The 13,743-nt window shown below is 57.4% G+C and carries 13 protein-coding genes; 3 read left to right on the plus strand and 10 right to left on the minus strand.

Translation table 11 applies throughout. From position 1 onward, the window contains the following. Positions 1–111 precede the first annotated feature (111 nt). The gene (locus tag J4721_RS13605; RefSeq protein ID WP_211002823.1) at positions 112–1,515 is read right to left on the minus strand and encodes a 1-acyl-sn-glycerol-3-phosphate acyltransferase; all 1,404 of its coding nucleotides are present in this window, start codon (positions 1,513–1,515) and stop codon (positions 112–114) included. A 48-nt stretch (positions 1,516–1,563) separates the two neighbouring features. Beyond that, the gene (locus J4721_RS13610; protein ID WP_247656114.1) at positions 1,564–2,655 is read right to left on the minus strand and encodes an acyltransferase; all 1,092 of its coding nucleotides are present in this window, start codon (positions 2,653–2,655) and stop codon (positions 1,564–1,566) included. A 207-nt stretch (positions 2,656–2,862) separates the two neighbouring features. Between J4721_RS13610 and J4721_RS13615 the strand changes: the two genes are divergently transcribed. The 3 genes from J4721_RS13615 (at position 2,863) to deoD (ending at position 5,996) form a co-directional block, all read left to right on the plus strand. Further along, positions 2,863–4,830, plus strand: coding sequence for a protein meaA (locus J4721_RS13615; protein ID WP_211002822.1), 1,968 nt, complete (start codon positions 2,863–2,865; stop codon positions 4,828–4,830). A gap of 120 nt (positions 4,831–4,950) precedes the next feature. Further along, positions 4,951–5,268: an H-NS family nucleoid-associated regulatory protein gene (locus tag J4721_RS13620; protein WP_014873484.1), complete on the plus strand. Its 318-nt coding sequence runs from the start codon at positions 4,951–4,953 to the stop codon at positions 5,266–5,268. A gap of 23 nt (positions 5,269–5,291) precedes the next feature. After that, a complete protein-coding gene (deoD, locus tag J4721_RS13625) occupies positions 5,292–5,996 on the plus strand; it encodes a purine-nucleoside phosphorylase (RefSeq protein ID WP_211002821.1) in 705 nt (234 codons plus the stop codon). 77 nt (positions 5,997–6,073) lie between these two features. On the opposite strand, the gene J4721_RS13630 is transcribed toward deoD, so the two are convergent. The 8 genes from J4721_RS13630 to sdhC form a co-directional block, all read right to left on the minus strand. Continuing rightward, positions 6,074–6,949, minus strand: a complete 876-nt coding sequence (locus J4721_RS13630; protein ID WP_102875377.1) for a DUF1989 domain-containing protein — start codon at positions 6,947–6,949, stop codon at positions 6,074–6,076. Between the two features lie 105 nt (positions 6,950–7,054). Beyond that, positions 7,055–8,236 carry a type III PLP-dependent enzyme gene (locus J4721_RS13635; RefSeq protein ID WP_014879064.1) on the minus strand — a complete coding sequence of 394 codons (1,182 nt, stop codon included), beginning with the start codon at positions 8,234–8,236 and terminating at the stop codon, positions 7,055–7,057. Between the two features lie 507 nt (positions 8,237–8,743). Continuing rightward, complete coding sequence (locus J4721_RS13640) at positions 8,744–8,935, minus strand: hypothetical protein (protein ID WP_027248082.1); 192 nt, start codon at positions 8,933–8,935, stop codon at positions 8,744–8,746. Positions 8,936–9,147: 212 nt separating this feature from the next. After that, positions 9,148–9,927 (minus strand): succinate dehydrogenase iron-sulfur subunit, encoded by a 780-nt coding sequence (locus tag J4721_RS13645; RefSeq protein WP_102857865.1) that lies wholly within the window; start codon positions 9,925–9,927, stop codon positions 9,148–9,150. A gap of 150 nt (positions 9,928–10,077) precedes the next feature. Further along, positions 10,078–10,989 carry a hypothetical protein gene (locus J4721_RS13650; protein ID WP_247656115.1) on the minus strand — a complete coding sequence of 304 codons (912 nt, stop codon included), beginning with the start codon at positions 10,987–10,989 and terminating at the stop codon, positions 10,078–10,080. Positions 10,990–11,076: 87 nt separating this feature from the next. Next, positions 11,077–12,882, minus strand: coding sequence for a succinate dehydrogenase flavoprotein subunit (sdhA, locus tag J4721_RS13655; protein WP_102853972.1), 1,806 nt, complete (start codon positions 12,880–12,882; stop codon positions 11,077–11,079). Positions 12,883–12,897: 15 nt separating this feature from the next. Continuing rightward, positions 12,898–13,269, minus strand: a complete 372-nt coding sequence (gene sdhD / locus J4721_RS13660; RefSeq protein WP_014873477.1) for a succinate dehydrogenase, hydrophobic membrane anchor protein — start codon at positions 13,267–13,269, stop codon at positions 12,898–12,900. Positions 13,270–13,287: 18 nt separating this feature from the next. Further along, the gene (gene sdhC / locus J4721_RS13665; RefSeq protein ID WP_014873476.1) at positions 13,288–13,671 is read right to left on the minus strand and encodes a succinate dehydrogenase, cytochrome b556 subunit; all 384 of its coding nucleotides are present in this window, start codon (positions 13,669–13,671) and stop codon (positions 13,288–13,290) included. Between the last annotated feature and the right edge of the window lie 72 nt (positions 13,672–13,743).

Here is a 13,743-nt window from a genome sequence, read left to right on the forward strand (position 1 = left end):
TACCTAGGGAATAAAATTCACCAAGCAACAATGCAACATCATTTATTCAATTTGGGTAATTTTATGACCTTGCGGATGCAGAATAATATTTCGCATCCGCAGAAAATACGCCTAGGCAGACGTCGCCACTGTCGGCTCAGGGATGAGATGGCGGATGGAGTTTGCATAGTAGACAAGTAGATCCCCGCGCTCTGCGTCCACCTGATAGCGGTTCTGGTGCTCTTGCAAGATGCCTCGGGCTGTCAGTTGACGCAGCCCGACCTCAGCCGCGTCACCAAGGCTGTCACGCGGCGTGTGAATATGGGCAAAGGGAATCTGTGCAAGTAGTCCATCCATCGCCTGTTCGATATCTGACCGGCTCCATGGATTGAAACCCGACTGCAAGCGCACCAGCGTTGCTGCTACCAGAGCCACCGGCAGGACTGGAACACATTCACCAATCCGCCCCATCAGCTCCTGTGCCAGAGCCGTCGGCGCATCCTCCTCCCCCTCTCGTAACATAAACGCGCGCAGGCTGAGCGGACGCCCGAAGCTGACCGCCGCATATCCAAATCGTTGATAGCGCCCTGTGAGCCAGAGCATCAGTTGACGCAACATCCTAATAGCAACCACATGAATCCGCGGGCGAAACCGTCGCTCTCCGGATTGAGCCGCAGATGTCAGAATCTTGTCTTCAAGGACCCGGTCATAATTCAGAGCAACCGGCACAAAAACCACATCCCGCCCCCCGTCACCCTGGGCCAACTGTCCGTCGACGATATATTTGAGCAGCCCCACCTTGGGCTCGGCCAAGGCACCGTCCAGACTTAACCCGCCTTCCGGAAACATGGCCTGTGTCACACCGCCTTGCGTCGCCAAGCGTACATAGGTCGCAAGAACACGCCGATAGAGATCGTTTCGTGATTTCCGACGGATAAAATAAGCGCCCATTGCCCGGATCAATCGCGACAAGGGCCAAACCCGTGCCCACTCCCCCACCGCATAGGAGAGCGCCGACCGATTTGCTGCGAGGTAAGTGATCAGCACGTAGTCCATATTGGATCGGTGGTTCATCACAAACACCACTGTCGCTTCCGGATCAATGGCCTTGAGCGCGGCTTCGTCGACGTGGCCGAGGCGCACTCGGTAGACTGCGTTGGACAGAAACCGAGCCAATCGGATCGCAACGCTGAAATAAGCAACGGCAGAAAAGGAGGGTACAATTTCGCGCGCATAGCGGCGGGCCTCCTCAAAGGCGACGTTTTCTGGAATACCCTTGCCGCGCGCGTGATCCGCGATCGCCTGCGCGACCTGCGGGTCGTAAATCAGCCGCTGAATCATGTCGTAGCGCCGCGCCAGTTTGAACGGCTGAATAGGACGCTCAAGCCGCCGATTGAGCCGCGCCACCGCTCGCTCAAGCCGCCGGCGAAAGAACCACCGCACTGAAGGGAATAGAAAATGCGACGCAAAGGTGATCGCAGCAAACAGCAGGATCAGCACAAAGAGCCAAAGCGGGAGTTCCACGGTCTGCGTCATCCCGCCAAGCCTTGCCCAAACCTGTCCGGTTTACAAGCCTTTGCCGCCTCACCCCCCAGCCACCGATCGACCATTGTGGCCCCGCGCACCACTACGGGCCATCAGCGTGCGAACCACAGTTTGAGAAGGCACCTCAACCAGTCGAAAAATGGCCATCGACAGGATTATAATGCCCCCCAAGACAACGGCTGCGGCCAGCACGTAGATCTCGGCCGACAGCCCGACGGGCAGCAGTGTAAGCAGGGTCACGCCGATGTAATTGTGCAGCAGATAAACCGGATAGCTGATCAACCCCAGCCCAGCCAGCGGTCGCCAAGCCAGAACCTGAGCCACCCTCAATCGCAAGGCACAGGCCGCAACTGCGAGAAAGATCAGGACTAGAAATGTTACTTCCCAGTTATCTTCGGCGCGATAAAATGCCACTGAGAAGGCCCAGAAGACCAGTGCACCCTGTCGCTTGCCGCGCGCTCCGGAATAGATTGCAGCAAAGGTGATGCCTGCGGCGAAGAGATGCGCATAGGCTAAAAAGAGCGTCTCAATCACCACCTGCGGCACCAGCCCAGCAACCGCAAACTCAACCACTGCGAATATCGACTGCATGATCAGCAAGACCAATGGCGCCACCCTTCCAAAACGTCCCTTGGGTACCAACCAGCAAATCACAGCCGCCAACAGGTAGAACCGAACCTCTATGGCGAGTGTCCAATATACAACGTCAACGTAGCCATCGAACCCAAAGACGTTGTGCCAGAAGCGCTGCGATGTGAACGTCCAGGAGGCCGCAAAGCCACTCAGATCTCCACGTATGTCTTGGGTGAAATCGCTGCCAACGCTGTGCACAAAAACAAACGTGATGAGGGAACAAACCACCAGTGCCGGCCAAAGCCGCGCCAGGCGTTTTAGCGCAAACCGCAGGGGCCCGGGCCGTTCGGTAAGCGACAGCGTAATGACGAATCCAGAGATGACGAAGAACAACTCGACACCCAAGTCTCCGTATTTCGCCAGGGGCAACAGTGCCGCACCGTAGAGGGAGTACTGGGGATAGGCCTGAAAATAGTGGTACAGCACGACTGCCAGCACAGCAACAGCGCGCAAGCCATCAACCTCGGCGAGGCGCCGCCCAGTGATAGTGTTCTTCAAATCAGTGCTCTTCTAATACTCAAATCAACCTATAAGGTCTTAGAGCAAACACAAAACCACCTCAATAGCCTGCAAGCGACCTGAAAGCGCGAGAGCCGCTGTCTGCCCTGAAAATGCCGCAACGCAGCGAATTGACAAAGGTCTATAATTACTATTTAGATCCACAAGAAGAAATAAAGTTACCTCATTCCTGATGGGAGGCTGATGATGCCGCAGATGCAAAAAGACCGTCCTTGGCTGATCCGCACCTATGCGGGCCATTCTACTGCCAGCGCATCCAACGCGCTTTACCGCGCCAACCTAGCCAAAGGGCAAACCGGCCTTTCCGTCGCCTTCGATCTGCCAACTCAGACCGGCTATGACAGCGACCACGTGTTGGCCCGCGGCGAAGTCGGCAAGGTTGGCGTGCCGGTCTGCCACCTTGGCGATATGCGGTCTCTGTTCGACCAGATCCCGCTGGAGCAGATGAATACCTCCATGACCATCAACGCCACTGCCCCGTGGCTGCTGTCTCTTTATATCGCGGTGGCAGAGGAGCAGGGCGCGGATGTGTCGAAACTGCAAGGCACCGTGCAGAACGACCTGATCAAGGAATATCTGAGCCGAGGCACCTATGTCTGCCCTCCCAAACCCAGCCTCAAGATGATCGCGGATGTGGCCGAGTACTGCTACACTAACGCGCCTACATGGAACCCGATGAACGTCTGCTCCTATCATTTACAGGAGGCAGGCGCGACGCCGGAGCAGGAACTGGCCTTTGCACTCGCGACCGCGCAGGCAGTGCTGGACGAGCTGAAGCCACGCATCACACCAGAGGATTTTCCGGCTATGGTCGGGCGCATTTCTTTCTTCGTAAACGCGGGCATCCGGTTCGTGACCGAGATGTGCAAGATGCGCGCCTTTGTCGATCTTTGGGATGAAATCTGTCGCGACCGCTACGGCGTCGAAGATCCCAAGTTCCGCAGGTTCCGCTATGGTGTGCAGGTAAATTCTCTTGGCCTGACCGAACAGCAACCAGAGAATAACGTTTATCGTATTCTAATAGAGATGCTGGCTGTGACCTTGTCGAAAAAGGCGCGTGCTCGCGCCGTGCAGCTGCCCGCCTGGAACGAAGCGCTTGGCCTGCCCCGCCCCTGGGATCAGCAGTGGTCCATGCGGATGCAACAGATTCTCGCCTATGAGACCGATCTTCTGGAATATGGCGATCTGTTTGATGGCAACCCCGCAGTGGATGCAAAGGTCGAAGACCTGAAGACAGGCGCACGTGCTGAGTTGGCAAATCTGGAATCCATGGGCGGCGCGGTGGCCTCCATTGAATACATGAAGGGCCGGTTGGTCGATTCCAACGCCGAACGCCTGAACCGGATCGAAAAGAACGAGACCATCGTGGTGGGTGTCAACAAATGGACCGAGGGTGAACCGTCTCCGCTACAGACCGAGGACGGCGGCATCATGGTAGTCGACCCAGCGGTCGAGCAGGAGCAAATCAGCCGCCTGGATGACTGGCGCAGTGGGCGTGACGATGACGCAGTGCAATCGGCGCTCGCGGCCCTGCGCGCCGCAGCGCAAAACGGTGACAACATCATGCCCCCCTCCATCGCCGCAGCCAAAGCGGGGGTCACCACCGGTGAATGGGCAGAGGAAATGCGCAAGGTCTATGGTACCTACCGTGGCCCGACAGGCGTTTCAGGGTCGGTGTCCAACAAGACTGAAGGTCTGGATGAGTTGCGCGATAAGGTAAATGCAGTAAGCGATCAACTTGGTCGCCGCCTGAAATTTCTGGTCGGGAAACCTGGACTCGACGGCCATTCCAATGGTGCTGAGCAAATCGCCTTTCGTGCCCGCGACTGCGGCATGGATATTACTTACGACGGTATTCGCATGACCCCGGAGGAGCTGGTGGCATCAGCAATCGCGGATGACGCCCATGTTGTTGGCATGTCGATCCTCTCCGGCAGTCACCTGCCCCTGATCGAAGAGCTGATGGGCAGGATGACAGAAGCCGGTCTTTCGCATGTTCCGGTTATTGTCGGAGGAATCATTCCGGACGATGACGCTGACCGCTTGAAAAAGATGGGGGTGGCCCGCGTCTACACCCCCAAGGATTTTGAGCTGAACGCAATCATGGGAGACATTGTCGAACTCGCAAAACAACCAGAAACGGCTACGCATTAGCGGATTTTCGCAAATAAAAATAATCGAAACAATTTTCTTGGTGAAATCGCCACGAATATGAGGCCATAAATGAATGCACCTCGACCTATCACGTCGTGCATTCATTCATGGAGAGAAAAAATGGCCGTTGACCTCACATCGATGTCGCGAAAAGAACTTTTGGAATTGCAGGCGAACGTCGAAAAGGCATTGAAAGACGCTGAGCAGCGTGAGCGCATCGAAGCATTGAAAGCCGCGGAAGAAGCCGCCGCAAAATTCGGTTTCTCGCTGGATGAGATTGCAGGCAATGGCCGTAGCACTGCCAAGAAAACCAAGGCTGCCCCGAAATATCGCAACCCTCAAAACCCGGAAGAAACCTGGACCGGCCGTGGCCGCAAACCACATTGGGTTCATGCAGCGCTGACATCCGGCGTTGATATTTCCGATCTGGAAATCTGATTTTCCAAAACTGAGGATAAAAAATGACTGTTCATATTGGGGCCGCCAAGGGCGAAATTGCCGAAACCGTTTTGTTGCCAGGTGACCCCTACCGCGCGAAATGGGCAGCCGAGACATTTCTGAAAGATGTGCGCCTTGTAAATGAAGTGCGCGGAATGTTGGGGTTCACTGGCACATGGAATGGTCACCCGGTTACGATTCAGGGTAGCGGGATGGGCATGCCATCCCTGTCCATCTACGTGAATGAACTGATCCGTGACTATGATGCCAAGACCCTAATCCGCATCGGTTCCTGTGGTGGCATGCAAGACAAGGTGAAGATCCGCGACGTGATCCTCGCCATGACAGCGACAACCACCGGCTCCCCCTCACGCGGGATTTTCAAGGAGGTCAATTTCGCCCCCTGCGCCGATTGGTCCCTCCTTCAGACGGCGGTAAAGGCCGCTGAGACCCATGAGCTGACCCCGCATATTGGCGGCATCTATTCGTCGGATGTGTTCTATGATGAACGCCCGGATCTGAACGAGCAAATGGTGCGCCACGGCATTCTGGGAGTCGAGATGGAGGCCGCTGAGCTTTATACGCTTGCAGCGCGCTACGGATGCCGCGCCTTGGCAGTGCTGACCGTGTCCGATCACCTTGGCACGGGCGAGGCGCTGCCCTCCGATCAACGCGAACGCAGCTTTGGAGATATGGTGGAAATCGCACTCGAGGCGGCTTTCGCCTAAGCTGGTGGGCCTCTTTAATCCGAACAAAAAGGCAGCGCCTCAGGCGCTGCCTTTTTTCCTATTGGCAAAATCTCAGATCAACTGCGCCCGTGACTGCCATCGTAGCCATTGCGCGCAGGCGACTGCCAGCCATCCAACACAGTGTCGTCGGGCGTAAAGACCTCCACCAGCAGCGGGTGGCAGGCGGCGCTGTCACTGGTATGTTCCGCCCCACAGTCGCCCCCGGGACACGCGCTTAACGCTCCCAACAGGTCGATTTCGGCGAAAAACTCCAGATAATCACCAGGGCGTACCGGACTTGCCTTCATGAAGTACTGCCCGGTATCGCGGGTAAACCCGGTACACATGAAAACGTTCAGAACGTCGTGTACATGCCGTTCCGCTTCTGCCAGCGAAGTGCCCAGTTCATCAGCCAGTGCGCGAGTCAGGTTGGAGTGACAGCAATGGTGATAGTGGCCACCGGCGAGCAGATTTCCGGTATAGGGATCGCAGCGCGTTCCGATCACATCATGCACCGAGCCACCGTAGCTGTCGATCCCGTACCAGCCCAGACTATCGGCAACAATGGTTGCCATGGGGCGCAAATGCGGCAGGCTACTCCATAGCCTCTCCCCAGCAGTCACATGGGTTCCGTGCAATGCCCGCGTTTTGCCGGAGAAAAATCGCTCACTCAGATCGGCGCTGTTCCAAAGGTTCAGGTCACCCACTTGCGGCCCCTCGACTGACGTAATCCGGAAAAAACTGCCTGCTGCCACACGGAAGCAAGCCGCTTGTCGCGGCGCGACCAGCACCTCATCAGTTTTTTGCGCTGTCTCACGGGCCGAAAGGTATTGCGGTAAATCCGGCTTTGGCAGCGTTTCATTCGGATAGCAGATCACTGGCGGGATCGCGCGCCGCTCCGCAGCGTCAGACGGCAGCCCTATTGCGGTGTTAGGGAATTCAACGTTGGACATGGCGCAAACCTTTTTATTGTTTGCGCCATGAAAGCCAAACGGACCGCCCGAGACAAGCAGTGATTGCGACCCCATTCACCAGCCCCAACGGTCACTGATCTGAAATCAGATCACGACCACATCCAGCGGCGGGAAGCCATTGAACCCCACAGATGCGTAGGTGGTCGTATAGGCACCACAGGCATGGATCACGACCCGATCTCCGGATTTCAGCTCCAGCGGCATTTGATAGAGCTGCTTTTCATAGAGCACATCCGCACTGTCACAGGATGGACCGGCCAGAATACAGGGGCCGGTCTGTCCATCACCATGTTCGGTGGTGATACGATAGCGGATCGCCTCATCCATGGTTTCGGCCAGACCGGAGAATTTCCCGATATCCAGATAGACCCAGCGGTGCAGATCATCCGCATCCTTGCGCGACACCAGTAGAACTTCTGCTGCGATTGCACCTGCCTCTGCCACCAGACCGCGACCCGGTTCTGCCATGATTTCGGAGGCGTCCGGAAAACGCGCGTTCACCAGAGCCATCACCTCCTGCGCATAACGGTTCGGCGCCATCACCTCAGTGCCATAGCTAGCCGGAAAACCACCGCCGATGTTCAGGAGAGTCAGCTCATGTCCAGCGGTCTTGGCTGCGCGCCAGACCTGCGCCACCTGATCAAGCGTGTCAGCCCACATTTGCGGCTCACGGGTCTGCGATCCGACATGGAAGGAGAGACCAGACACGCATAGATCAAGGTCGCGGGCCCGGTCCATCAGGGTCAGGGCCATTGCTGCGGTACAGCCGAACTTACGGCTCAGCGGCCAATCGGCGCCGGTCGCTTCAACCAGCAGGCGGATGCAAACCCGCGCACCCGGCGCGTGGTCAGCCAGTTTATCCAGCTCCGCCAAGGCATCAACGGCGAAATGCGTGATTCCGATCTCATGCGCGAAAGCGATATCAGCCGGGCGCTTAATGGTGTTGCCAAAGGTAATTTGGCTCGGCTTTGCGCCAGCGGCCAGACACATCTCAATCTCAGCACGGCTGGCGGCATCGAAATTCGCCCCCATGCGGGTCAGGCGACGCAGGATCTGCGGCTCCGGATTGGCTTTTACAGCGTAGTGAATACGCGCGCGGCCCAAACCTTGCGCTAGGGCGGCGTATTGCCGGGCAACAGCTTGACTGTCGATCACCAGTGTCGGTCGGTCAAACGCATTCTGTGCAATGTAGGACAGGTGGCGAGAAACGGGGACAATAGCATCTTGACGGGCAAGTTGCCCGGTTACGTTTGCGTTCATGGTCATCTCCAAAAGACCCGGCCATCTATGACCGCTCACTTCAATCAGAGACGTTACCGTCGCTACGTAACCATGGGGGATAACCCTTGGGACAGAGGCGCGTGCGTTGGCGTCTGTGCGCCATATCCACCAAAGCGATGAGTCGATCAAGCATTTTTTTCGCCTTATCCTTCAACTTATACGGGATATTTACGTATGCTATGTGTCAAGGGTCTCACCAGCCGTGCCACACGGTGGTTTTGGGCGTATCCCCTGCCTACCCCGCCTGACGCAGGCACAGTTTCGGCGCTGCAGAGCCGGGTTGTACGGCCCCGCAAGCGGCACATCTCCATTGGTCAGCGGCACGCTCCTGCCGCCAACGACAATGTCGGCTAAGACTGGACGTCTTGTGTCGCCATAGGAAATATCCAAAAACGCCGAGCAACAGAAAGATGATCAACACGGGCATGTGGCCTGTCTATCTACCGTTTTATTCAGCCGCAACTGTCGCCAACGCCTATCCGCTCCTACCGATCAGGCCGCAGCGTAGTAGTCGACGACACCCTCAGTGATCGCGGGATCTGCGGCAGGCACGTATGGTTCCGGCACATAGTAAGCCCAGGCCTGTTCCAGATGTGCCAGTGCGTCGGCAGCTCGCTCTGCCTTCGGTGACGTCGAAGAGTTTGCAGCGGTCTGGTGAAATTGCTTCGCGGCTTGATCGGTCATGTGATCGCTCCTGCTCAAGAAAATACCTCTTCCCCGCTCAGGAATTTATGCCTGTGAGCGTGGCAACACACCCTCCGTTTCAACAAGATCGCCATGCGTGCAGCGCAACCCCTTCTGAGAGTGATTACTGACAAGACAGAGTCTGGCGATACAAAGAAAAACGCCGCCCGGAGTTCCTGAGCGGCGTTTGGTCATGCGTACGCTGTGTCAGATCAGACCGCGCGTTCCACCATCATCTGTTTGATGTGCGAAATCGCCTTGGCCGGGTTCAGCCCCTTCGGGCAGGTTTTGGCACAGTTCATGATCGTGTGGCAGCGGTAGAGCTTAAACGGATCTTCCAGTTCGTCCAGACGCTCCGGTGTCGCCTCATCCCGGCTGTCGATGATCCAGCGATATGCGTGCAGCAACGCCGCTGGCCCAAGATAGCGATCGCCGTTCCACCAGTAGCTGGGGCAGGACGTCGAACAGGAGGCGCACATCACACATTCATAAAGACCGTCGAGTTTCTTGCGGTCCTCGATAGACTGTTTCCACTCTTTTGCGGGGCGGTTGGTCTTGGTTTCCAGCCACGGCATGATTGAGGCATGCTGCGCATAGAAATGCGTCAAATCGGGGATCAGATCCTTCACCACCGGCATATGCGGCAGTGGATAGACCTTCACGTCGCCCTTGACTTCATCCAGCCCGTAAATACAGGCCAGCGTATTGATGCCGTCGATGTTCATCGCGCAGGAGCCGCAGATCCCTTCGCGACAAGACCGGCGGAATGTTAGGGTTGGATCAATCTCATTCTTGATCTTGATGAGCGCGTCCAGAACCATCGGACCGCATTTATCCATATCGACAAAATAGGTATCCACCTGCGGGTTCTTGCCGTCATCCGGGTTCCAGCGATAGATGCTGAACTTGCGCACATTGGTTGCGCCTTCGGGCTTGGGCCAGGTTTTACCCGTGGTGATCTTGGAATTTTTCGGAAGTGCGAATTCGACCATAGATCGTTCTCCTTGCTTAGCTGCCCACCAACCGCAGGCGCGAGGCACTGCGGAGGCAGGAGATCGGTGTCAGCGGCCCGGACAGACCGGATCGCTGATCTTTGGGTGTCGCGGCCATGCCTGCCGCAATTTCGTAGACGCAGGACGGCATCAGAACAGCCCTCCCGCCGTAAAAGGGGGGTGCTCTGCCAGTTGTGAAAGCCGGGCCGCATCATCGGGATAGTGCCGCGTCAAAGCCGCCAACAGCGCCTCATCACGGGCCGCAAGGTGCAGGATCGCCTGATATTCGGCATCCCCCACCATCTGTCGGCAGCGCTGATCCGTCTTCAGATCAAAATCGGCGTCACCTTGATCCTTGTCGAAGGAGGACCCACCGCCGTAGGTTTGCATCTTACCGAGCGTGTTGTCCGCAACTGGCAAGTCCAGACGGTCCAGCAGATCCTTCCGATAGTTGGCACTGCGCATCCAATGGTCGTAATCAACCACCACCAGCGCCAGCTCATTCGCCTGAGAGGCCAGCTCCAGCATTCTCCGATAGCTGTCGATCGCCCGCAGAATGACGGCATTGCGCTGAACCAGAGAAAAAGCAGGGTTGCCCTGAAGCTTCTTCAACAACGACGCGGACCAGTTCAGAAACCCACGCAATAGCAGGACATCGCCACTCAGCAGCCCCTCATCCAGATCACCGGAAACAGGCCGATCAAACCCGTAGTCGGAGGGAACCGTATCCTCATAGGAGATCAGCAACAGGCCACCCGGAGCCATAGACGCACCTAGGCTGGTCAAATCTCCAATTTCATGGCGGGACAGCCGCAGAGCATTGCGCTCCCCCCCCTGATGGTGCGTCAACGGCGCCCGTCCGGGCTTGCAATTATTGAAGAACAGAGCCTGCTGACCCGGCGCATTGCGCTGTAGCCAATTGGCAACCGCATGATTGCCTGAACGGCGCATCCCGAACAGGCGCAGTGCCACATCTGGCTGCCAACCAAGCTCCGGCCAACCGCCGTGTCGTTCTGCACCAGAGGCCAAGGATGGTGTCGAGACGTCTTGTTCGACCGTCATCATAGCTTCCCCCAGCCATGTACACTCAGCTCCCGCAAACGGGCGCTGAGTGTCATGTGATATGCAGCGGCTGGGTACATCAAGGTCTTAGAACGTCCGTGCCTTGGGTGCGATCTTCGCCTCGCTGATACCGCCTTCGGCCTCGGTCGTGAGGGGATCCACGATCACCGGACGATAGGACAGATCCACCTTGTTGCCGTCGACACGGCTGACAGTATGGACCCGCCACTTCTCATCGTTACGGCTGGTGAAATCCTCATGAGCATGGGCGCCACGGCTTTCCTGACGTGCCTCTGCCCCGACAATTGTCGCAAGGGCGTTTGGCATCAGGTTGGTCAGCTCAAGCGTTTCCATCAGGTCCGAGTTCCAGACCAGCGACCGGTCCGTCACAGCCAGATCATCGATCTTCGCCGCGATGGCGGTCATCTTAGTCACACCTTCCGCCATGGTCTCCGACGTGCGGAACACCGCAGCGTCGCTCTGCATGGTGCGCTGCATCTCCAGACGCAGGTCCGCAGTTGGGATGCTGCCCTTGGCATGGCGCAGACCGTCAAACCGGTCGAAGGCACTGTCCACCTGCGCCTGATTAAGCACAGGGTTGGGCGCCTCTGCATCAACGACCTTGCCTGCGCGAATTGCTGCAGCTCGGCCAAAGACCACGAGATCGATCAGCGAGTTCGAACCCAGACGGTTGGCACCATGCACCGAAGCACAGCCCGCCTCACCCACGGCCATGAGGCCTGGCACCACAGCGGTTGGATCATCCGCAGTTGGGTTCAGGACCTCCCCCCAGTAGTTGGTGGGGATACCGCCCATGTTGTAGTGGACGGTCGGCAGAACCGGGATCGGCTCCTTGGTCACGTCCACGCCGGCGAAGATCTTCGCGCTTTCGGAAATCCCCGGCAGGCGCTCAGCCAACGCTTCGGCTGGCAGGTGCGACAGGTTCAGGTGAATGTGATCACCATGTTCCCCAACGCCGCGCCCTTCGCGGATTTCCATGGTCATCGAACGCGAAACATAGTCACGCGGCGCCAGATCCTTATACTGGGGCGCATAACGCTCCATGAACCGCTCGCCTTCGGAGTTGGTCAGATACCCGCCTTCACCGCGCGCACCTTCAGTGATCAGACAGCCGGAGCCATAGATGCCCGTGGGGTGGAATTGCACGAATTCCATATCCTGCAATGCCAGGCCAGCACGGGCCACCATACCACCGCCGTCGCCGGTGCAGGTATGCGCAGAGGTTGCGGAGAAATAGGCCCGGCCGTAACCGCCAGTTGCCAGCACAACCATCTTGGCGTTGAAGACATGCATGGTGCCGTCGTCCAGCTTCCAGCAGACAACGCCCTGACACTGCCCATCCTCGGACATGATCAGATCGATCGCGAAATACTCGACATAGAACTCAGCATTGTTCTTCAGCGATTGACCATAGAGTGTGTGCAGGATCGCGTGACCAGTCCGGTCCGCAGCGGCACAGGTCCGCTGCACTGCGGGGCCTTCGCCAAACTCTGTGGTGTGACCACCAAAGGGGCGTTGGTAGATCTTGCCTTCCTCGGTACGTGAGAACGGCACGCCATAGTGCTCCAACTCATAGACCGCCTTCGGCGCCTCGCGCGCCAGATACTCCATCGCATCGGTGTCGCCGAGCCAGTCTGACCCTTTGACCGTGTCATACATATGCCACTGCCAATGGTCAGGCCCCATATTGGACAGCGACGCCGCGATGCCGCCCTGGGCCGCCACGGTATGCGAGCGTGTCGGGAAGACCTTCGTCACGCAGGCCGTGCGCAGGCCCTGCTCCGCCATGCCGAGGGTGGCGCGCAATCCGGCACCACCGGCGCCAACCACGACCACGTCATAATCATGTGTTTCGTATTCGTAAGCAGCCATTGAAAACCTCGGGATTTACAGCGCCAGGCGGATCAGCGCATAGGCGCTGACCGCGGCCACGGCATAAGACAGACAGGTGACCAGAATGATCGTCAGACGACCGGCAAAGCCATGGACATAGTCTTCGATCATGATCTGCGCACCGGATTTGAAGTGCATCATGCCGACCCAGATGGTCAGCAGTGCAACAAGTGCAGGAAACGGGCGCGCGTAATAGGCGGTGATCTCTTCGTAGGATCCGCCCAGCGCCGAGCCAAAAGTAAAGACGAACAGGGGCACCAGGATCAGCAACCCGATAGAGCTGACCTGCATCGACCAGTGATGAGCTGTACCGGATTTCGCAGCACCCATGCCAACGGCACGCTTGCGATCTGTCAAATAACGCATTGCGATTGCTCCTTCAGATCAGACGATAACAAGGGTGAGAACGGTCAGCACAACCGATCCGATAATGACGAACCAACCCAATTTCTGCGCGGGCTCCAGATCCAACATCTTGCCGTTGTCCCAGATCAGGTGACGCACACCGGCCAGCGTGTGATACCAGAGGCCAAGCACCGACAGGCTCATCACGATGTCACCGAACCAGCTGGTCATTACAGCATTGGCAGTGCGGAAGTAGTCTTCAGAGGTTGCCGCCGCCAGGAACCACCAGGCGATCAGCAACGCGCTCACGATAAGGGCATTGCCCGTAATCCGCGTCAGGATCGAGGTGATCGAAGTGATCTGCGGGCGATAGACCTGCAAATGTGGCGAAAGCGGGCGGTTGCCCCGATTTACATCGGCCATGTTGGCTCCTTTCCGGTTAGCTGACGACGTTTTAGCGGTTTTTTACGTCCTGTCACGCAAACGAGCGGTAAA

This window comes from Phaeobacter sp. HS011, from assembly GCF_018101215.1.
Taxonomy (GTDB): domain Bacteria; phylum Pseudomonadota; class Alphaproteobacteria; order Rhodobacterales; family Rhodobacteraceae; genus Phaeobacter; species Phaeobacter inhibens.

Excerpts from the sequence above, each read along its gene's own strand:
- sdhA (WP_102853972.1), bottom strand. The coding sequence starts at position 12,882 with ATGGCTGCTTACGAATACGAAACACATGATTATGACGTGGTCGTGGTT.
- J4721_RS13645 (WP_102857865.1), bottom strand. The coding sequence starts at position 9,927 with ATGGTCGAATTCGCACTTCCGAAAAATTCCAAGATCACCACGGGTAAA.
- J4721_RS13605 (WP_211002823.1), bottom strand. The coding sequence starts at position 1,515 with ATGACGCAGACCGTGGAACTCCCGCTTTGGCTCTTTGTGCTGATCCTG.
- J4721_RS13635 (WP_014879064.1), bottom strand. The coding sequence starts at position 8,236 with ATGACCATGAACGCAAACGTAACCGGGCAACTTGCCCGTCAAGATGCT.
- sdhD (WP_014873477.1), bottom strand. The coding sequence starts at position 13,269 with ATGCGTTATTTGACAGATCGCAAGCGTGCCGTTGGCATGGGTGCTGCG.
- J4721_RS13630 (WP_102875377.1), bottom strand. The coding sequence starts at position 6,949 with ATGTCCAACGTTGAATTCCCTAACACCGCAATAGGGCTGCCGTCTGAC.
- J4721_RS13640 (WP_027248082.1), bottom strand. The coding sequence starts at position 8,935 with ATGACCGATCAAGCCGCGAAGCAATTTCACCAGACCGCTGCAAACTCT.
- sdhC (WP_014873476.1), bottom strand. The coding sequence starts at position 13,671 with ATGGCCGATGTAAATCGGGGCAACCGCCCGCTTTCGCCACATTTGCAG.
- deoD (WP_211002821.1), top strand. The coding sequence starts at position 5,292 with ATGACTGTTCATATTGGGGCCGCCAAGGGCGAAATTGCCGAAACCGTT.
- J4721_RS13620 (WP_014873484.1), top strand. The coding sequence starts at position 4,951 with ATGGCCGTTGACCTCACATCGATGTCGCGAAAAGAACTTTTGGAATTG.
- J4721_RS13650 (WP_247656115.1), bottom strand. The coding sequence starts at position 10,989 with ATGACGGTCGAACAAGACGTCTCGACACCATCCTTGGCCTCTGGTGCA.
- J4721_RS13615 (WP_211002822.1), top strand. The coding sequence starts at position 2,863 with ATGCCGCAGATGCAAAAAGACCGTCCTTGGCTGATCCGCACCTATGCG.